At 62.0% G+C, this 20,335-nt stretch carries 18 protein-coding genes; 8 read left to right on the forward strand and 10 right to left on the reverse strand.

The features are described 5' to 3' along the window. The first annotated feature begins 18 nt into the window (after nt 1–18). Genes AC1RQ5_RS19530 through arsH form a run of 3 tightly spaced genes read left to right on the forward strand, consistent with a single transcriptional unit; the run spans nt 19 to nt 1,812 of the window. A complete protein-coding gene (locus AC1RQ5_RS19530; protein ID WP_493203485.1) occupies nt 19–708 on the forward strand; it encodes an aquaporin in 690 nt (229 codons plus the stop codon). Then, a complete protein-coding gene (arsC, locus tag AC1RQ5_RS19535; protein WP_493201122.1) occupies nt 705–1,109 on the forward strand; it encodes an arsenate reductase (glutaredoxin) in 405 nt (134 codons plus the stop codon). Before AC1RQ5_RS19530 ends, arsC begins: the two co-directional genes overlap by 4 nt. Then, a complete protein-coding gene (arsH, locus tag AC1RQ5_RS19540; RefSeq protein WP_493201123.1) occupies nt 1,099–1,812 on the forward strand; it encodes an arsenical resistance protein ArsH in 714 nt (237 codons plus the stop codon). Before arsC ends, arsH begins: the two co-directional genes overlap by 11 nt. On the opposite strand, the gene AC1RQ5_RS19545 is transcribed toward arsH, so the two are convergent. Beyond that, nucleotides 1,809–2,654 (reverse strand): transglycosylase SLT domain-containing protein, encoded by an 846-nt coding sequence (locus AC1RQ5_RS19545; protein ID WP_493203487.1) that lies wholly within the window; start codon nt 2,652–2,654, stop codon nt 1,809–1,811. The genes arsH and AC1RQ5_RS19545 overlap by 4 nt on opposite strands. Nucleotides 2,655–2,854: 200 nt before the next feature. On the opposite strand from AC1RQ5_RS19545, the gene AC1RQ5_RS19550 reads away from it, so the two are divergent. Further along, a complete protein-coding gene (locus AC1RQ5_RS19550) occupies nt 2,855–3,790 on the forward strand; it encodes a glycine/sarcosine/betaine reductase selenoprotein B family protein (RefSeq protein ID WP_493201125.1) in 936 nt (311 codons plus the stop codon). A gap of 128 nt (nt 3,791–3,918) precedes the next feature. Further along, nucleotides 3,919–4,263 carry a PilZ domain-containing protein gene (locus AC1RQ5_RS19555; protein WP_493201127.1) on the forward strand — a complete coding sequence of 115 codons (345 nt, stop codon included), beginning with the start codon at nt 3,919–3,921 and terminating at the stop codon, nt 4,261–4,263. Nucleotides 4,264–4,446: 183 nt separating this feature from the next. On the opposite strand, the gene clpA is transcribed toward AC1RQ5_RS19555, so the two are convergent. After that, complete coding sequence (clpA, locus tag AC1RQ5_RS19560; protein ID WP_493201129.1) at nt 4,447–6,843, reverse strand: ATP-dependent Clp protease ATP-binding subunit ClpA; 2,397 nt, start codon at nt 6,841–6,843, stop codon at nt 4,447–4,449. 248 nt (nt 6,844–7,091) lie between these two features. Further along, nucleotides 7,092–7,424, reverse strand: a complete 333-nt coding sequence (clpS, locus tag AC1RQ5_RS19565; protein WP_398479171.1) for an ATP-dependent Clp protease adapter ClpS — start codon at nt 7,422–7,424, stop codon at nt 7,092–7,094. A gap of 549 nt (nt 7,425–7,973) precedes the next feature. Between clpS and AC1RQ5_RS19570 the strand changes: the two genes are divergently transcribed. Beyond that, nucleotides 7,974–9,320, forward strand: coding sequence for a TadE/TadG family type IV pilus assembly protein (locus tag AC1RQ5_RS19570; protein WP_398479122.1), 1,347 nt, complete (start codon nt 7,974–7,976; stop codon nt 9,318–9,320). Between the two features lie 74 nt (nt 9,321–9,394). Here AC1RQ5_RS19570 and AC1RQ5_RS19575 read toward each other — a convergent pair whose 3' ends face one another. After that, nucleotides 9,395–9,730, reverse strand: coding sequence for a phasin family protein (locus AC1RQ5_RS19575; RefSeq protein ID WP_398479124.1), 336 nt, complete (start codon nt 9,728–9,730; stop codon nt 9,395–9,397). Nucleotides 9,731–10,121: 391 nt separating this feature from the next. Between AC1RQ5_RS19575 and AC1RQ5_RS19580 the strand changes: the two genes are divergently transcribed. After that, on the forward strand, nt 10,122–11,939 hold the full coding sequence (locus tag AC1RQ5_RS19580; protein WP_398479127.1) for a serine hydrolase: 1,818 nt from the start codon (nt 10,122–10,124) through the stop codon (nt 11,937–11,939). Nucleotides 11,940–12,161: 222 nt separating this feature from the next. Here AC1RQ5_RS19580 and AC1RQ5_RS19585 read toward each other — a convergent pair whose 3' ends face one another. The 5 genes from AC1RQ5_RS19585 to AC1RQ5_RS19605 all read right to left on the reverse strand — a co-directional run bounded on the left by AC1RQ5_RS19585 (nt 12,162) and on the right by AC1RQ5_RS19605 (nt 15,514). Beyond that, entirely contained in the window at nt 12,162–12,668 is a 507-nt protein-coding gene (locus tag AC1RQ5_RS19585; protein ID WP_398479129.1) for a DnaJ domain-containing protein, read from the reverse strand. 79 nt (nt 12,669–12,747) lie between these two features. Continuing rightward, entirely contained in the window at nt 12,748–13,041 is a 294-nt protein-coding gene (locus AC1RQ5_RS19590; protein WP_493201132.1) for a type II toxin-antitoxin system RelE/ParE family toxin, read from the reverse strand. A gap of 11 nt (nt 13,042–13,052) precedes the next feature. Further along, nucleotides 13,053–13,271: an addiction module protein gene (locus AC1RQ5_RS19595; RefSeq protein WP_493201134.1), complete on the reverse strand. Its 219-nt coding sequence runs from the start codon at nt 13,269–13,271 to the stop codon at nt 13,053–13,055. Between the two features lie 35 nt (nt 13,272–13,306). Then, nucleotides 13,307–14,194 (reverse strand): alpha/beta fold hydrolase, encoded by an 888-nt coding sequence (locus AC1RQ5_RS19600; protein WP_398479135.1) that lies wholly within the window; start codon nt 14,192–14,194, stop codon nt 13,307–13,309. 399 nt (nt 14,195–14,593) lie between these two features. Beyond that, nucleotides 14,594–15,514, reverse strand: a complete 921-nt coding sequence (locus AC1RQ5_RS19605; RefSeq protein ID WP_493201136.1) for a division plane positioning ATPase MipZ — start codon at nt 15,512–15,514, stop codon at nt 14,594–14,596. 215 nt (nt 15,515–15,729) lie between these two features. On the opposite strand from AC1RQ5_RS19605, the gene panC reads away from it, so the two are divergent. Further along, on the forward strand, nt 15,730–16,584 hold the full coding sequence (panC, locus tag AC1RQ5_RS19610; protein ID WP_493201138.1) for a pantoate--beta-alanine ligase: 855 nt from the start codon (nt 15,730–15,732) through the stop codon (nt 16,582–16,584). 98 nt (nt 16,585–16,682) lie between these two features. Here the strand turns inward: panC and AC1RQ5_RS19615 are convergent, their stop codons facing one another. After that, nucleotides 16,683–20,171: an indolepyruvate ferredoxin oxidoreductase family protein gene (locus tag AC1RQ5_RS19615; RefSeq protein ID WP_493201140.1), complete on the reverse strand. Its 3,489-nt coding sequence runs from the start codon at nt 20,169–20,171 to the stop codon at nt 16,683–16,685. Nucleotides 20,172–20,335: the final 164 nt, after the last annotated feature.

Below are 20,335 nucleotides of genomic sequence, written 5' to 3' on the forward strand. Positions count from 1 at the left end.
GACGACATAGCGACAGCGATGCCGCGCTTCGATCTTTCGCGACGACTGTTTGCTGAGGCATTGGGATCGGCGCTGCTGGTTGCCACCGTGGTGGGCTCCGGCATCATGGCCGAAACGCTGACCAGAGACATGGCGCTCGCTCTGCTCTGCAACACGCTGCCAACCGGCGCGATCCTCGTCGTGCTCATCAGCATTCTCTCGCCGATTTCCAGCGCGCATTTCAACCCGGCCGTGACGCTGGTCTTCGCCCTCCGGCGTGAGATCACAGCATCCGATGCAATTTTCTACATCCTGGCCCAGATCGCAGGCGCGCTGGCCGGAACCTTGATCGCGCATCTGATGTTCGCGATCCCCATGGAGATGTCGTTGAAAATGCGCACCGGCAGCGCGCAATGGTTCGCGGAAACCATCGCGACCTTCGGACTTGTCGCCACCATCCTGGCCGGCCTTCGTTTTCAGCGCGCCAGCCTGCCATGGCTGGTCGGACTATATATCACCGCGGCCTACTGGTTCACGGCCTCCACATCCTTCGCCAATCCGGCGGTGGCAATCGCGCGCGCCTTCAGCAACACCTTCTCCGGCATCCGCCCGATCGATCTTCCCGGCTTCATCATCGCGCAACTGTCCGGCGCCCTGCTCGCGCTGGCCATCATGACATGGCTGCTGCGTCCAGCGGACAGAGCCATTTGCAGCAAGGCATCCTCATGAGCATCACGATCTACCACAATCCCTCCTGCGGCACCTCACGCAACACGCTGGCCATGATCCGGCAAAGCGGCGTCGAGCCCACCATCATCGAATATTTGAAGACACCACCGACGCGTGCGCGGCTTGTCGAACTGGCCGCCGCGATGGAGCTTCCCCTGCGCAGCCTGCTCCGCGAAAAGGAGGCTGCCTACAAGCAGCTCGGCCTCGATGACGACAGCCTGAGCGACGACGCGCTGCTCGATGCCATCGCGGCACATCCGGTTCTGATCAATCGCCCCATCGTGGTGACAGACAAAGGCACGCGTCTGTGTCGGCCATCGGAACAGGTGCTCGACATCCTGCCCAATCCGCGGATCGGCCGTTTCGTCAAGGAAGATGGCGAGGTCATCGATGCCGGCTGATTGTCCCAACATTCTGGAGACCGCATTCGAAGTGCCCGGATTCGACCGCATGTCGGCAGCGCCGGTGTCCCACAAGCCGCGCATCCTTCTGTTATACGGCTCGCTGCGCGCACGGTCGTTCAGCCGTTTCGCAATCGAGGAAGCGGCGCGTCTGCTCGAAGCCTTCGGCGCGGAGACGCGCATCTTCAATCCGTCCGGCCTGCCCTTACCCGACGACGCGCCCGCCGATCATGCAAAGGTCGGCGAGTTACGCGAACTCTCTGCATGGTCCGAAGGTCAGGTCTGGTGCAGCCCGGAGCGGCACGGCGCCATGACCGCCATCATGAAAGCACAGATCGACTGGATTCCGCTTGCCATCGGCGCGGTCCGCCCGACCCAGGGCAAGACGCTTGCGGTGATGCAAGTGAGCGGCGGATCGCAGTCGTTCAATGCCGTCAACCAGCTTCGCGTGCTCGGACGCTGGATGCGCATGATCACGATCCCCAACCAGTCGTCGGTGGCACGCGCCTATGAGCAATTCGACGACAACGGTCGCATGAAGCCGTCGCCCTATTACGACCGCATCGTGGATGTCGCCGAGGAATTGATAAAGTTCACGCTGCTGACGCGCGGTCACAGCGCCTATCTCACCGACCGCTATAGCGAGCGCAAGGAACATGCGGCTGCGCTGCACGAACGTCTGAGCTTGCAGAACGCGACCTAAGCGCCCCGGTTACGCAACACCAGACAGGCCTGCCCCGCTTTGTGGATCTGGCTGCAGAGGCCATTCGCTTCCTCGCGCGTGTCGGCGCCGATCCGCACCTGATAGAACGGCCGCGTGCCGCGGCTGCGGAAGATCGACCGTACGAGGTTCGGATCGTGATCCCCAACCACCGTGCGTAGGCGCGTCATCGCCCGCGCATATTGCATCAAGGCGCGATCGCGGCTGAAGCCGGCGGACAGCTGGACACCCCATGGCTTTGCCTCGCCAAGTTTCACACGAACTTCGAGCTGCTCGACAAAGGGATTGGGCGCACGCCGCAGCAGCGCCATCAATTCCCGGCAGCTCGATGTCTGCGGCCGCGATGGCGCCTTGCCATTGCGGCCGGTCGCCTGCCAGTCCTCCACCGTAGCCCCGGTAATGGCCGAGACATAGTTGCGCGTCTCGCCGGGCATATAGCCTTTGCCATCGAGCCATTCCTGCACGCGGCGCGGCCCGGCATTGTAGGCCGCAGCCGCAAGACCAAGATTGCCGAACTGATCGCGCAGCTCGCGCAAAAATTCCGCGGATTTCGGCAGCGCCTGCACGGGATCGAAAGGATCGAGCAGCCGCCGCTCGGCGGCCGTCCCCGGCATGAACTGCGCGATGCCTTGCGCGCGTGCGCCGCTGCGCGTCACCGGCCCCACCGCATTGGCCTGGAAACGGCTTTCCTGCCAGATCACACGGGCGAAGAATTCCAGCGGCAGATCATTCGCGCGCGCCGCCGACTCGATCATCAGGCACATCGCCTCGCGGGCGCTGGAGTCGCGCGACGCGTCCGATATCTCCGGACGCATCGGCAACATGCGGTCGGCGCCGGGTTTTGCGAGCTCGCTGAGCGGCAGCTCCTCGGCCTGCGCAGTGCCTGTCAGCAGCAACGCAAGGCTCGCCATCGCTCCCGTGATCCATCGCGTCATGCAGGGCCCTGCGCGAGTTCCGCGCCTTGAACAGTCATTTGCAACCAGCTAGCTATGAAGCAAATACGGCGGATGCGGGAGCGAAAACCATGAGCGAGATTCCGAACGAGACCCCGGACCGCGCGGCACAGGACGATGTGTCGATCCAGTATATGGCGCGCACCCGCGCCTATTACCGCGCCCTCGGCTATGACGCGCCGTATCGCTGGTCGCACAATATCGACGCCCCGTTCCAGTCGCTGAAGAAGCCACTGGCGCAGGCCCGCGTCGCGATCATCACCACTGCCGCCCCCCACGATCCCGCCAAAGGCGATCAGGGCCCCGGCGCGATCTATAATGGCGGTGCAAAGTTCTACGAGGTCTATGACGGCGATACGTCGCAGACGCATGACCTGCGCATCTCCCACATCGCCTATGACCGCGTGCACACCAAAGCCGACGACAGCGGCACCTGGTTTCCCCTCGCAGCACTCAAACAGGCCGCGGCGCAAAAACGCATCGGCGAAGTCGCACCGCGCTTCTTCGGCGCGCCGACCAATCGCAGCCACCGCGTCACGTCGGAAACCGATGCGCCGGAGATCCTCGCCCGTGCGCAGGCCGACGGCATCGACGCCGCCGTGCTGGTGCCGAACTGCCCGGTCTGCCACCAGACCGTCAGCATCGTCGCGCGGCATCTGGAAGCCAACGGCATCCCCACCGTGGTGATGGGCTGCGCCAAGGATATCGTCGAACATGTGGGCGTGCCGCGCTTCCTGTTCAGCGATTTCCCGCTCGGCAATTCCGCCGGCAAGCCGCATGACAAAGCCTCGCAGGCGCTGACGCTCGAACTGGCGCTGCGCTTGCTGGAATCCGCCGTCGGACCACAGACGACCATGCAGTCCCCACTGCGCTGGGCGCAGGATCCGGCCTGGAAGAACGATTACAACAATGTGGCCCTGCTCAGCGCCGAAGAGCTGGCCCGCCGCCGTGCCGAATTCGACAAGCAAAAGGAGATAGCTAAAGGGCTGAAGGATACCGCCGCGTGAATTATGGCCGGTTTTCGGCGGCCGATCTTAAACTTGATTTACGTTAACTTCGCGAGGCCACGCCGGGAGCCTTCCCCGGCCGATGGAACCGCGTAGAGTCCGCCCGAACCAAACGGGGATTTCAGGACATGGACGACCGTCGCAAACAGCCGCGCGACAAGGTGACCTTGGGCGCCACTGCGTCAAAGGACCAGAAGGCCAAGGAATGCATCGTGCGCGATATGTCGGAAGACGGCGCGCGCATCCAGTTTCCGCTCGGCCACCGTCCGATCAAGGAGCAGATGTCGCTGACCATCGAACGCGACGGCCGCCCCGTCACGGCGGATATCGTCTGGACCAAGGGCAATGTGGTCGGCGTGTCGTTCAACGACGCGCGCAGCGATGACGCCTCCGATCTCGACGCCCGCGTGCGCAAGAGCGAAGCAAAGAAGCGCGAACTGCAGATGGAAATCCAGAAGCTGTTGGGGAAGTGACACGCTCCCCTCATCCTGAGGAGCGCGCACAGCGCGCGTCTCGAAGGATGACCTCAAACTCAAGAGCCCAGCCTGCTCATGGTTCGAGACGGCGCTTCGCGCCTCCTCACCATGAGGGACGGAGCCAAACAAAAAGGCCGGTGATCCCTCACCGGCCTTTTTCATTTCACTCGCGCAAAAGCGTTACGCCTTCACCAGCCCCTTCGACGAGCCTGAGCCCTTGCCGGGCTTCGACTTCTTCGCCGAGCCGCGCTTGGCCGGGAGCTTTTCCGGCTTTGGTGTCACCGGACCATCGACGAATTCGAAGCCGATGCTCTCCTGCTCGACGCCAAGAACCTCCTCGCCCTTCTTGAGGACGACGCGGACATGGCCGCCGTTCTTGAGTTCGCCGAACAGCAGCTCTTCCGCGAGCGGCTTCTTGATGTGCTCCTGGATCACGCGGCCCATCGGGCGCGCGCCCATCTGCTCGTCATAGCCGTGCTGGATCAGCCAGGCCTTGGCGGGCTCGGACAGTTCGATGGTGACGTCGCGGTCCGCCAGCTGGGCTTCCAGCTGCAGCACGAACTTCTCCACCACCATGCCGATGACGTCGGAATTCAGATGGCCGAACGACACGATGGCGTCGAGACGGTTGCGGAATTCCGGTGCGAACTGGCGGTTGATCGCCTCATGATCATCGCCTTCCCGCTTGCTGCGGGTGAAGCCGAAGGCTGCACGCGCCATGTCGGCCGCACCGGCATTGGTCGTCATGATCAGGATGACGTTGCGGAAATTGACCTGCTTGCCGTTGTGATCGGTCAGCCGGCCGTGATCCATGACCTGCAGGAGCACGTTGTAGAGATCCGGATGCGCCTTCTCGATTTCGTCGAGCAGCACCACGCAATGCGGATGCTGATCCACGCCATCGGTGAGCAGGCCGCCCTGATCGAAGCCGACATATCCGGGAGGCGCGCCGATCAGGCGCGACACGGTGTGCCGCTCCATATATTCGGACATGTCGAAGCGGATCAGCTCGACACCCAGCGACGATGCCAGCTGTTTCGCCACTTCGGTCTTGCCGACGCCGGTCGGGCCCGAGAACAGATAGGAGCCGATCGGCTTCTCCGGTTCGCGCAGGCCGGCACGCGCCAGCTTGATCGATGCCGTCAGCGCCTCGATGGCCTTGTCCTGGCCGAACACCACACGCTTCAGCGTCCCTTCGAGATGCTTGAGCGTCTCGGCATCGTCCTTCGACACGGTCTTGGGCGGGATGCGCGCCATGGTCGCGATCGTGGTCTCGATTTCCTTGATGCCGATGGTCTTCTTGCGCTTGCTCTCGGTCACCAGCATCTGCGCCGCACCGGATTCGTCGATCACGTCGATCGCCTTGTCCGGCAGCTTGCGGTCATGGATGTAGCGCGACGACAGCTGCACAGCAGCCTCGATGGCCTCGTTGGTGTATTTCAGCTTGTGGTAATCCTCGAAGTAAGGCTTGAGGCCCTTGAGGATCAGGATTGCGTCATCGACCGTCGGCTCATTGACGTCGATCTTCTGGAAGCGCCGCACCAGCGCGCGGTCCTTCTCGAAATGCTGGCGATATTCCTTGTAAGTGGTCGAGCCCATGCAGCGGATGCCGCCCGAAGCCAGCGCCGGCTTCAGCAGATTCGATGCATCCATGGCACCGCCGGAAGTGGCGCCAGCGCCGATCACCGTGTGGATTTCGTCGATGAACAGGATCGCATTGGGATGCGCTTCCAGTTCCTTCAGCACCTGCTTGAGGCGCTCTTCGAAATCGCCGCGATAGCGCGTGCCGGCAAGCAGCGTGCCCATGTCCAGCGAGAACACGGTGGCGGCCTCCAGCACTTCCGGCACATCGCTATCGACAATGCGCTTGGCCAGGCCTTCGGCGATCGCCGTCTTGCCGACACCGGCTTCGCCGACGAACAGCGGATTGTTCTTCTGCCGGCGGCACAGCACCTGGATCGCGCGGTTGATCTCGGACGTGCGTCCGATCACCGGATCGATCTTGCCGTCCTTGGCCTTCTTGTTGAGATTGACGCAATAGGTCTCGAGCGCCTCACCCTTCTTCTTGGTGTCGTCGCCGCCCTTGGTCTCGGTCTCTTCATCGACACCGCGCACCGGCCGCGCTTCCGAGACACCCGGACGCTTGGCAATGCCATGGCTGATGTAATTGACCGCGTCGTAGCGCGTCATGTCCTGCTCCTGCAGGAAATACGCGGCGTGACTCTCGCGCTCGGCGAAGATCGCGATCAGCACATTGGCGCCGGTCACTTCCTCGCGACCGGACGACTGCACATGAATCACCGCGCGCTGGATCACGCGCTGGAAGCCGGCGGTCGGCTTGGCGTCATCGCTGCCATCCGTCACCAAGTTTTCGAATTCGGTTTCGAGATAATTGACGAGACTGCCGCGCAGCTTGTCGAGATCGACACTGCAGGCCCGCATCACCGCTGCTGCGTCCGAGTCATCCACCAGCGACAGCAGGAGATGTTCCAGCGTCGCATATTGGTGATGGCGCTCATTCGCGATCGAGAGCGCCCTGTGCAGCGATTGTTCTAGGCTTTGAGAAAAAGTTGGCATTCCGCGTCCTCTTTGGCCCCCACCATCATGGCCATCGTTGCCCTCGCAGGCAACAAGAACCTTTCTGCATATAGTGATGCAAGATCGTGGCGAAAGGCCGGTTCCAGCACCGATCGTTCAGTGCCGTCATTCGTGCCGGCAAAGCGCAATTTATGACGTCAGGCGACTCATGTCCGAGCAGTTTGGCGCATCGAGGCCAATCTGGAATCGATGCAAGTCCCATTCCCCTTTTCGGGGCCAGCGTGGCGTTATTTCTTTTCCATCACGCATTGCAGGGGATGCTGGTGCTTGCGCGCGAAATCCATCACCTGCGTCACTTTGGTTTCGGCGATCTCATAAGTAAATACGCCGCACTCGCCGATGCCGTGATGATGGACGTGCAACATGATCTGCGTCGCCGCTTCCACATCCTTCTGGAAGAACTTCTCCAGCACGTGGACGACGAATTCCATCGGCGTGTAATCGTCGTTCAGGATCAGCACGCGATACAGATTCGGCCGCTTGGTTTTCGGCTTGGTCTTGGTGATGACCGACGTGTTCGGACCGCCCGGCCCGCCGGACTGATTATCGTCATCTGCCATCGCACTGGTTTTGGCGCGGATAACGGCCTGCACATCAGGTCGCAGCGTCCAGATGGACGGCCACGGATGGTTCTCGGGCTCGGATGTCGAAACTGTCTGCAGCATGGCGCCTGTATAAAAGTCCCCGCCGGGGATTGGCCAGCCCTGCGCAGGCTGCGTCCCCCGGAATTGCTTCCCCGCCCGCTTCGAAAGACGGCCGCCAGGCGGCCACACTGTCGCCGCAAGGATTTAGCCGAAAACGGCCTCCCAGGCGCCTGCCGAAGCTGAAACGGCATGGCCAATATGGGTCCGGCTCCGTCCCCTCGCAAGCGCACCCGGAATATCCGCCCGTGGAACGCCCCACAGCCCGGTCGCCCAAAGGTTAACGGATTCTGCGCAATTGCACGGCTGAACCATATCCCCGGTTTAGCGGCTGTTCAGGATGATACCGAACACCCGCATCCCCGGCTACCAATACAGAGCCTTTTACCGATTTTCCGAGGAGACCTTTACCACCCGTTTAGCCACGTACCGCGAAATGACCGGCATCAAACCATTTTGGCGGTCACCATGTTCATCCCATCGATTTCAGACAAGGCGCGCAACGCGGCTCGGCGGTTCGCCCGCAACGAGCGCGGCAATGTGGCAATGATCTTCGCCGTGTCGCTGGTGCCCCTGCTCGGCTTCGTCGGCGCCGCCATCGACTATTCGCGCACGACGGCGGCCCGGTCATCGATGAAGGTGGCGTTGGACTCAGCCGCGCTGATGGTGTCGAAGGATCTCGGCTCCAATCCGTCGATGTCGACCGCAGAAATCTCGGCCAAGGCCACCACCTATTTCAACGCGCTCTACACCAATAGCGCGTCCAGCCCGATCACCGTCACCGCGACTTACACCACCAACACCAAGAGCGGCTCGACCGTGACCCTGAACGGTTCCGGCACCGTGCCCACCGACTTCATGAAGATGGTCGGCTTCCCCCAGATGACCATCAATGGTGGTTCGACCACCACATGGGGCTCGACGCGCATGCGCATCGCCATGGCGCTCGACGTGACGGGCTCGATGGCGTCGAGCAACAAGATGACTGAAATGAAAAAGGCGGCGAAGAGCCTGGTCGATACGTTGAGCTCGGCGTCGCGCATGACCGAAGATGTCTATATTTCGATCGTGCCCTTCGCACAGATGGTCAATGTGGGCTCGAGCAACAAAGACGCCTCGTGGCTCAAATGGGACGACTGGGATGATTCCAACGGCTACTGGACCTACAAGAACAACAAATGGGTCTGGCAGACTGCGGATCACAGCGGCTGGAACGGCTGCGTCACAGATCGTGATCAACCCTACGACACCACAAATGACGCACCGACGTCTTCGTCAACGCGCTATCCGGCCAATCAGTATAACGCTTGCCCCGACCCCATTCTGGGCATGACCACGGCCTATGGCGCCACCAACACGCAAAAGCTGAAGGACAAGATCGACGATCTGTCACCAAACGGCGCGACCAACCAGTCGATCGGCATGGCATGGGCGTGGCGCACGCTGCAGGTTGGCGGCGATCCGTTCCCGGCTCCGACCAAGGACTCGAACTACAAATATACGGATGCAATCATCCTGTTGTCCGATGGCGACAACACCAAGAACCGCTGGTACGGCAACGGCAGCAGCAATTCGCCGGAAGTCGATGCGCGGCAGAAGATCCTTTGCGACAATATCAAAGCCGAAATGGTCGATGGCAAGCGCAAGACGACCATCTACACCATTCAGGTCAACACCGACGGCGGCCCTGATTTTGCCGTTCTCAAATACTGCGCCGACTCCGGTCAATTCTTCGCCACCACGACGGCCGCCGGCATCGCCACCGCCTTCCAGGCGATCGGCAACTCGCTCAATGCGCTTCGCGTCTCGCGCTAGGACGCGCAGCACACCCCAAACGAAAAACGCCCGGCCAGATGGCCGGGCGTTTTGTTTTCTGATGATCCCTGCTCTCAGGCAGCCGACGTCATCTTGGCCATGAAACCTTCGAACGGCTTGCAGGCCTGCTTGGCCAGATCCGCATACAGGCCGCCGATCTTCTGACCTTCGGCAACAAAATTCTCATAGGCGATCTTGGCGTAGTCGCTCTGGATCTCGAGCGCCTTTTCCATCGACTTGACGGTGGCCAGTTCGGTCACCATGGCATTGCCATCCTCGATCGACTTCTTGGCATAATCGCCAACTGCGGTCGCGATGGCCTGCGCGTTGCTGCCCATCTCTGCCGCCGACGCAACGGCGCTGGCGAAGTGCTCCTGGCCGTATTGCTGGAAATCTTCGAGCTTGATCATGTGAATCCTTTCCCGGACTGCAGGGGCGGGCGGAAACTGGTTCCCGCCCGGGTGGCGCAACCTGCATCTATCCCGCAATGCACAATTCGGTCAAGAATTGCGTGCAATGCACAAATACCGGCATTTGCCATGAATCCGGGGATGCAGCGCAAGATTTGCTTAACTGTTTGGCAACCCGGGCCGCCTACCCTGATTCCCTGCATTGGTGCGTATTGGCCGCAAGGCCTAAAAACTGCGTGAGCACATGCTCTTAGCCAGAATGGCGAGATCTTTATTGCCTTCCGTCGAGAGCGCGCTCAGGCCGACCAGAAAAACTGAGACGAACCTCCGGTTGCCGGGCATAATTTAGCCTTACCGGTGGGGGAATGAGACCGATCTGACGGGGAAGTCCATGCTTCGCACAACGTTTGCTTCGTCGCGCACCCTTCGTGCGTGCGTATTGGGGCTTGCAACCATCAGCATTGCTGTCGCCTTCACGGTGGACACCGCGGATGCCCGCCGCCGGCACAAATCGGGCAAGGCAAAAATCTCCCGGGTCTCCAGCTACAACCCGGCTTTCGCGACCATCATCGTCGATGGCAATTCGGGCGCCGTGCTGCAGGCGACCAACCCGGACTCGCTGCGCCACCCGGCATCGCTCACCAAGATCATGACGCTGTATATGCTGTTCGAGAAGCTCGAACAGGGCAAGATCACGCTCGACTCCGAGATGGACGTCTCGCAGCACGCCTCGTCACAATCCCCCACCAAGCTTGGCCTGCGCCCCGGCCAGACGCTCCGCGTCGAGGACGCCATCAAGGGCCTCGTCACCCGCTCGGCCAATGACGCCGCCGTCGTGATTGCCGAAGCCATCGCCGGCGACGAAGACGATTTTGCCAAGCTGATGACCAAGAAGGCGCGCGCGCTCGGCATGAGCCGCACCGTGTATCGCAATGCTTCGGGCCTTCCTGATGATGCGCAGGTCACTACCGCGCGCGATCAATCGACGCTCGGCCGCGCCATCCAGGATCGCTTCCCGCGCTATTATCGCTATTTTGCCACCGCCTCCTTCAACTTCCGTGGCCGCAACATCCGCAACCACAATCGCCTGGTCGGCTCGGTCGAAGGCGTGGACGGCATCAAGACCGGCTACACCCGCGCCTCCGGCTTCAACCTCGTGTCCTCCATGAAGCGCGGCAACCGCTTCCTGGTCGGTGTCGTGCTCGGCGGCCGCAGCGGTGGCTCGCGCGATGCGGCCATGCGCACCCTGCTCGCTGACAATCTGGAAAAGGGCGCCAACCGCCGCACCGTGGCCGCCATCACCGAGCGCAGCCCGGCGGAATCCGCGACCGAGGTCGCCGAGGTCGAGGCCAAGTCGCGCCCGACCGAGACCAAGCAGGTCAATGGCGCGATCCAGGTCGCTTCCGCAGCGCCGCCGTCAGCCGAACCGGTTGCCGCGCCTGAGCCCGCCCCTGCCCGCCCGGCCGCAGCCGCCGCCATTCCCAACCGCTCGTTCCTTGCGGCAGCAACTGCCGCCGTGCCGCCTGCAGCCGTGCCACAGGCACGCAAGCCGGACACCGGCCCGCTCAATAGCGGCGTAATCCAGTCGGAGCCGATCTCGACCATTCCGGGCTCGGCCGAGCCGATGAAGCCGGTTCGCGTTCGCACCGTCCAGGTCAAGTCGGGCCAGTATCGCGTCGCCTCGGCGGGCACGGATGCGCCGGTGGCAACCAACTCGACGTCGGCCTCCGCCGAGCCGACCGCCCGCTCTCCCGAGACCACCAATTCGCTCTATGCCCGCTCCGAGATGCCGCGCCAGCCCGCCGGGCATGGCACCGGCAATGGGATTCTCGGCGTCCTCCCCGCCTCTGGCGCCCAGCATGGCGGCACCGCCATGGCCTATGCCGCTCCGGCAGCGGCTCCGGCTCCTGCGCCTGCCCCTCAGGCGGTCCAGCAGGCGGGCTCCATCAAGCCCACCGCAGCCCATTCCGGCTGGATCATCCAGGTCGGCGCGCTGGGCAGCGAAAGCGAGGCGAAGTCGCGCCTCGATGCCGCCCGCGACAGCGCACGCGGCGCACTCGGCAAGGCCGATCCCTTCACCGAGACGGTGGGCGCAGGATCGCGAAAACTCTATCGCGCCCGCTTCGCCGGCCTCGACCGCGACCAGGCGGAGACGGCCTGCAAGGCGCTGAAGCGCTCGGACATCCCCTGCATCACGATCAAGAACTGATCGCCGCCACACACGGCGCGACAACGACAAACGGCCGGGACGATGTCCCGGCCGTTTTGCGTTTCAGGGTAAACAATTCCTCGTACGGGCAACGTCTCGTCAAGAAATCCCGACTACAAAAGTCAGACGGGGAATGATCGACCGCCGAACAACGGCAGGCGACGGGGCGTCCCACAGAGCAACGGAATCCACTCGCAGTCAGTAGCGTAAAGCGTTCTGGAGTTAGCTGCGATGCGTGCGAAACAGAGTATCCTTGGCCTCGTTGACGCGAGCCGCGAGGTACGTCGAGCCCCCCTGGTCGGGATGCAGTTTCTTCATCAGGGATCGATGAGCCCGGCTGATATCGTCACGCCCCGCCCCCGGCTTCACGCCAAGGATCTGATAGGCCTCCTCGTCCGACATTTTGCCCGACGCCGCGCTCCGGTCGTTCCGCCCTGCCGCGTTGCCCTGCGCGTGCTGACGCCAGCCGGGAAACCGGCGGTCAAGCTCTCGTTCGGCCAGCCCGCCGCCGAACGGCGCCCAGCCAAGCAGGCCAGCGCCAAATAACCCGATCGGGATGGCGACCCAGAACTCGCCCCTCAACCCGGTGAAAGCGGCGGCGGCCAGGCACAGAACCCCGCCACCAATCTTGGTGGCGCGCGCCAGCATCGCCGGATTCGCGGTGCGAAGCAGCTGCAGCAGCATGTAGAGAACGAAAACGGCGACAGCGCCGGCGATCAGTGTGGCCATGCGCGATCATTAGTCGGTTGCGGGCGGGGTTGGAAGCGCCGCGCGCCAGCGAAGCTCTCTCTTCAGGATATGCAAGCCATCAACGGCCCATCATGGAACGATCCCGAGCCATGTGCAAAACCGAGGCAATGATGATTTGGCCGACGTCCTTGCGAATTTGATACACAACGAGATACGGAAGTTTGGGCACGATAAGCTCGTGGGTTTCCGGATGCCGCCCTCGACGCCCGCGCTCCGGAAAGCGATCGAGGACGCTGATTGCACGACGAATACGTTCAAGTACTTTTGTGGCCCTATCGGGACTGTCTTGCGCGATCCATTCGCGAATAGCCTGAAGGTCGGAGATTGCCTTGTCGTCGAAGACAATCTTCATGACGGGCCCGACTAGTCTTGGAGTCCCAAACGGCGCCAGGCCTCTTCGTAGGAGATCAAGATCCGATCAGGATCGGCAATACGGCGATCAATTTCTGCCAACTGCTCATCCGATAGCTCGAACTTGTCCTTGCTATCCAGATAGTCGATCAAGGCATACGCGGCCTGTTCCTGCTCCTCAGCGGACAGTTCCTTCACCTTGGCAATTGTCTGATCGAACAGGTCTGACATGCCTCAACCTAACACGCGGCGATGACCGCGTCAGATCAATTCACGCTGGGCGTATACCGCGCGAGCTTGTCCGGCTCGGTCACCATGCTCTGCTGGGCAGGCGCAGCGGCCGGCTTCTGCAGGATCTGCGGCTTGCCGCTGACCGGCGACAGCTTGCTATCGTCGTCCAGGAACTTGGACAGCAGACCCTGGATCTTCTCTTTCAGCGCCTCCGGTCCGCGGTCGCTCATATCCGTGTGCTGGGCACCGGTGTTGACGACGGTGATGCCGGCCTTCTCGCAGACGTCGTCATCGGGCACCACGCCGGGATCGGGCTTGAACACCGCATCATGCGAACGGAACGACAGGATCTTGAACTTTCCGTCGGTCATGAACGGCACGCGCAGATTATCCAGCGTCACGACCTTCTTCACTTCGTCCGGATATTCCTTGGCGAAGAACATCGAGATGTCGCCGCCATTGGAATGACCGACCAGCGTCAGATGATCGTAATCGGAGCTCGGCTGAATCTTCTTGAGCTCCTTGACCGCGAATTTGATATTTTCGACGCCGCGCTCATAGACCGGCAGGCGGCCGACATAGACTTCACCAACTTTGGTGACGAGCGGCGCGTCCGTCGCCAGATCATGCTGGATGCTCACGGCCATATAGCCGCGCGCAGCAAACACGTTTGCGAGGAACGAGTATTCGGTGAACTTGACGGTGTTGCCGTGATTGAGGATCGCCACCGGCAACGTGATCATGCCGGCATTGGCCTGCATTTCCTTGTCGCGGCGGACGGCGATATCAACCTGGATCTCACGGCCACGCGACTTGTCGAAGAATGTCAGCGTCTCATGGCGGATCGCCCACTTGCTCGCGGTGAAATACGCGACAGCGGTCAGTACGCAAACCGAAAGCAGAATCAGTAGTCCGCGTTTCATGTTCGGTCCCTCGGCATGATCCCTCAGAGGACGCTCGCCGGTTCAAGGCTGCGATGATTGTGATCGGTGGATGACAATGACCGCTGCTTGAACAGCATATATGTCACAGCGCCGTGACAGAAAGACTAAATGTTGTGAATCTCGCGCCGTAACATTGTGCGCCGCATCCCTTTCTTGTGCAGTTGCGAAGAAAAGCCACGATTGAATTCAGCGAATTTGGCCCGTTTTCGCAAGGGAACGACGTTCCAAACTCGGTCGCATCTCGACGATGAATCAACTGTGAAATGCAGCTCACGTTCCACGGTTCAGGGCCATAGTACCCGTGAAATCGCTGTAACGGCTTAGGCCGACAGTTAAAATTTTAAATATTTCAATCGCTTAAGAAATCGACTGATTGCATCAGGGATCGACGATATCGTGCAGGTCGAGTGGCCCGACGGCCTGCGATGCCCATTCCGCCCGGTTCGCGGCCCGGCGGCGACCACGCTCGTCGAGCGGTAATTTGAGTTTGCGGAGCAGCTCCACCACTTCTTCGCGGGCAGTGACGTGGCCCATGCTCGGGCGGCGGCCGAGCGTGGCCTCGTTGAGGTCGTCGAGGGCCGTCAGACCACGCGGGAAGAATTCGCGATACATCACTCGCTCGGCCAGCCCGTCCACCGGGCGGAAGCCTAGTCGGAAAGCAAGCTCGTCCAGCACGCCGGCGACCAGCATCTTGTTGCGCGAGCCAAGCATCGAGAGCCGGTTGCGCACCACGATCCAGTCGGTGGAGGAGCCATCGTGCTGACGGCGCTTGCGCCTGGAATCACGCGCCATTTGCGCATAATGACTTTCGCCGGTCACCGTGTAGTTCGCGGGATCGACGGTGCCGAGCACATCGAAATCGAGAAAGCTGTCATTGATCGGCGTGACCAGCGTATCCGCCATCGAATGCGCCAGACGCATCAGGAAGGTGTCGCTGCCCGGCGTATCGATCACGATGAAGTCGTGCGTACGCTCGACGGCCGCCATCGCTTGCGCAAACTGTTCGAGCTCGAATGACTCGTTCTCGGCAATCTGCATGCTGCCGCCGAGCTGCAGGCAATAGTGCTCGGGCACTTCGAGCGCCAAACCTGCCTGCGCGGCCCATGTGCGACGATTATCGATGTAGCGCGTAAAGCTGCGCTGGCGGCAATCGAGATCGATGGTGGCGACACGCTGGCCGGCCTTGAGCAAGGCCACGGCGATGTGAAGCGCGGTCGTGGACTTGCCCGACCCGCCTTTCTCATTACCCAGCACGATGACATGCGCCGTGCCGGATTGCTGTGCGCTCTGCATCAACATCGATTGAATCCTTGCCTCACCATCAAAGCAGAGCTGTTCGAGCGTCAAGGAAAATGCGGACCCGAAGGTACCGGAGGTCGCAGCCGATGGTCTTAATGATGAATCCGGCGAATGCCCGCGGCATCGGAACACCACAGCGAGGCTTGGCGCACCCATACGGGCTTTGCTAAGCAGACGCGCCCGCCTTGCCACGACGCCAACGATAACGAGCCAACATGCCCCGTCGCGCCCCCCTCATTGCCCGCACCCTCCCCACGCTTCGCCGCGCCACGGATGGCCTCCGCGCACGCAAGGCCACCATCGGCCTGGTGCCGACCATGGGCGCGCTGCATGACGGCCACATCTCACTGGTCCGGCTCGCCCAGCGCCGCTGCGACAAGGTGGTGGTGTCGATCTTCGTGAATCCGACCCAGTTCGCCCCCACCGAGGATTTTGGCGCCTATCCGCGCACCTGGAAGAGCGATCTCGCCAAACTGACCGAGGCCGGCGCCGACCTCGTCTGGAATCCCGACGCCAAGGTCATGTATCCCGAAGGCTTCGCGACCAAGATTGTCACCGAAGGCCCTGCCACCGCTGATCTCGAAGATCGCTTCCGCCCGCATTTCTTCGGCGGCGTCGCCACCGTGGTCGGAAAACTGTTCACACAGGTGCGCCCTGACATGGCGTTCTTCGGCGAGAAGGATTTTCAGCAGTTGAAAGTGGTGACGCGAATGGCACGGGATCTCGATCTCGGCGTCAAGGTGATCGGCGCCACCACCGTGCGCGAACGCGACGGCCTCGCGATGTCCTCACGCAATGTGTATCTCTCGCCCGAAGACCGCGCGACGGCGCCGGTGCTGTACAAGGCGATGAAGGACACGGCGAAGCGGTTGAAGGCCGGCGACGATGTCGAGACTGCACTGGCGGGTGGTGCCGCGATGATCACCGCGGCGGGGTTCGTGCTCGATTATTTCGAGGCACGGCATAGCGAGACGCTGGCGAAGATTGCGTCGATGAAGGACGGGCCGGTGCGGCTCATTGTGGCGGCGAAGCTCGGCAAGACAAGGCTGATCGATAATATCGGGGTGTAGAACGTAGGGCGGATGAGCGAAGCGTCATCCGCCGCGGAGTTTCAGCGATGCACTCGGCCGGCGGATGACGCCTTCGGCTCATCCGCCCTACGGCACACCTACTCCGCCGCGATCTGCCGTGGCACCGGCGGCGGGTTCACCAGGTCCTTCGCCAGCCCCGCATAACGTGCCTTCGCCGCCTCCACCGCCGCTTCCTTCACCGGACCATAGCCGCGGATCGTGTCGGGCAGCGACAGCAGCTCCACCGCGATCTCGACATTCGCCGGCGACAACAGCTCCAGCACCGTCGCGATATCCTTCTCGTAGCCCGCGATCAGATCGCGCTCGATCTTGCGGTCGGCGCTGTAGCCGAACACATCCAGCGGCGTGCCGCGCAGACCGCGTGCACCAGCCAGCAGCTTGAACAGCGGCATCATCCACGCACCAAAAGCGCGCTTCTTCGGACGGCCGGACGCATCCGTGCCGGGCAGCATCGGCGGTGCCAGATTGAAGTGGATCTTGAAATCACCCTCGAACTGGTCGCGCAGCTGCTTTTCGAAACGGCCATCAGTATAGAGCCGCGCCACTTCATACTCGTCCTTGTAGGCGAGCAGTTTTGCATAGTTGATCGCCACCGCCCGCGGCAGCGCATCGTCATAGCCGCCGCGCAGCGCGGCGTCGCGCACCTGTCCCACCGTCGTGCGATACGCCTCTGCCAGTTTCACATTCTGGTAGTCGGTGAGCATTGCGCTGCGATGGGCGATGATCTCGTCCAGCGACATCTCATCCTGTGTCTTCGGCGCGGCGACGCCGTCGCTGCCCTTGAGCATGGACGCCAGACGTGCCGGATCGTGAGCGGCAAGACGGCCGAGCTGGAACGCCAGCATGTTCATCTTGATCGAGACGCCATTGAGCTCGATCGCCTGATGGATGGACTTGACCTGCAGCGGCAGCAGGCCCTGCTGATAGGCATAGCCCATCATCATCATGTTGGTCGCGATGCTGTCGCCGAGCAGACCTTCGGCCGCCTTGGTGAAATCGAGGAAGGTCGATGTCTTGCGCAACGCCATCGACAGCACGTCATTGACGCGGCCGCGCTGGAAGTTGAAATCGCGGTTGCGGACGAAGTCGGCGATCGGAATCAGATGCGTGTTCACGATACCCGTGGTGCGCTCGCTCTCGCACAGCGAGATCGTCTCCTTGGCGATCGCCACCACCTCGTCGGCGGCGATCAGGAGATCGGCGCCGCCGGTGACGATGCGCGAACAGGTCACCTCGGCGGTGTCATTGGCGAGCCGCACATGGCTCAGCACCGCGCCGCCCTTCTGCGCCAGGCCGGACATGTCGAGGATCATCGAGGCCTTGCCCTCGATATGCGCGGCCATGCCGAGCAGCGCGCCGATGGTGAGGACACCGGTGCCGCCGACACCGCCGACAGCGACATTGTACGGACGATCCAGCGTCGGCCGCGACGCCGGCTCCGGCAGTTCGCCGATATTGCCGAGCTCCACCGGCGCCTTCCGCTTCAGCTTGCCACCATCGACGTTGACGAAGGACGGGCAAAAGCCCTTGAGGCAGGAATAGTCCTTGTTGCAGCTCGACTGGTTGATGGTCCGCTTGCGGCCGAGTTCGGTTTCCAGCGGCTCCACCGAGATACAGTTCGACTGCACCGAACAATCGCCGCAGCCTTCGCAGACCGCGGGATTGATGATCACGCGACGCTGCGGATCTTCCAGGATGCCCTTCTTGCGACGGCGGCGTTTTTCGGCCGCACAGGTCTGCACGAAGACGATGGCCGAACAGCCTTCGATCTCGCGGCATTCCTTCATCACGCGATCGAGCTCGTCGCGATGCGCAAGCTTGGTGCCCGGTGCGATGGAGCTGGCCGGATAAGCATCCGGACTCTCCGACACGAGATAGATCGCGCGGATGCCTTCGGAGTGGAGCTGGAAGGTGATCTGCTGCGGCGACAGTTCGCCGTCATGCTTCTGGCCGCCGGTCATGGCGACGGCGTCGTTATAGAGGATCTTGTAGGTGATATTCGCCTTGGACGCGATCGACTGCCGAATCGCCAGCGAGCCGGAATGAAAGTAAGTGCCGTCGCCGAGATTGGCGAAGATGTGCTTTTCCTTGGTGAAGGGCGCGATGCCGGTCCATGGCACGCCCTCGCCGCCCATATGGGTGAAGGTCTCGGTATTGCGGTCCATCCACAGCGTCATGAAGTGGCAGCCGATGCCCGCGAGCGCGCGCGAGCCTTCCGGCACCTTGGTGGACGTATTATGAGGGCAGCCTGAGCAGAAATACGGCGTGCGCGTGATCGGCACGACGTTCTGGACCTGCGATGCCTCGCGACCGTAAAACCAGTCGGCCTTGGCGCGCAGCAGTGCTGCGATCTCCGGATCGATCTCCATCGCCAGCAGGCGATCGACCATCGATGTCGCAAGCTTGGCGACGCTCAGTTCTTCCGCAAAAGGCAGGAAACGCTGATCATGCGAATCCATCTTGCCGACGATGCGCGGCCGCACATCGTCGCGCCAGTTGAACAGCTCCTGCTTGACCTGGTTCTCGACGATCTCGCGACGTTCCTCGACAATGAAGATCTCTTCAAGACCCACCGCGAACTTGCGCACGCCTTCCGGCTCCAGCGGCCACGGCATGCCGATCTTGTAGAGGCGCAGACCAATGCGCGCAGCGACCTGTTCGGTGATCCCCAGTTCGCGCAACGCCTGCCGCACATCCTCATAGCTCTTCCCGGACGCCATGATGCCGAAGCGTGCATTGGGACTATCGATGGTGACGCGGTTGATATTGTTGGCGCGCGCGAAGGCGATCGCGGCAAAGCCCTTATAATCCTGCAGGCGGCGATCCTGCGCATAGCGATCGTCGGGCCAGCGCAGGTTGAGACCGCCGGGCGGCATCTCGAAATCGGTGGGAATCTTGAAGGGTGTCATCTCGTCATTGAGATTGATCTCTGCCGTGGTTTCCACCGTCTCGGTGATCACCTTCATGCCGACCCAGCAGCCGGAATAGCGCGACATGGCGATGCCGAGCAGGCCCATGTCGATGATCTCATGGATCGACGACGGGTAGAGATAAGGCATCAGCGCCGAGATGAAGGCGTGATCGGACTGATGCGGCACAGTGGATGATTTCGCGCCGTGATCGTCACCGGCCAGGCACAGCACACCGCCATGCGCGGCGGAGCCTGCCGCATTGCCGTGACGAAACACGTCGCCGCAGCGATCGACGCCCGGCCCCTTGCCATACCAGATGCCGGTGATGCCGTCGTAATTGGCGCCGGGCGACAGATTGAGCTGCTGGGTGCCCCAGATCGCGGTGGCGGCCAGATCCTCGTTCACGCCGGGTTGAAACTTGATGCCATATTGATCGAGATGTTTTCGCGCAGCCATGAGCTGCTGGTCGTAGCCGCCGAGCGGCGAGCCGCGATAGCCGGTGACGAAAGCCGAGGTGTTGAGCCCGGCCGCCCGGTCCCGCCGCACCTGCGCCATCGGCAGCCGCACCAGCGCCTGGATGCCGGTGAGGAAAATATGACCTGAACCCTGGGTGTATTTCTGATCGAGACTGATCGGGCCTTGATTGATTCCCATTCCACCCTCAGTTCTGCCGCCCGCATCATTTCCGGCGGGCGTGCTTGCGCAATTTATGTGGGGTCGTTCGACTCCCTTAGAAATAGTCTATGTTGAATTGGAAACTGCGCGCACCACAAATGTGATCGGCGCGTGACTGCCATCCAAAAACGCAACTTCGTGAT

The sequence above is a fragment of the Tardiphaga sp. GW821-FHT12E02 genome (genome assembly GCF_058807155.1).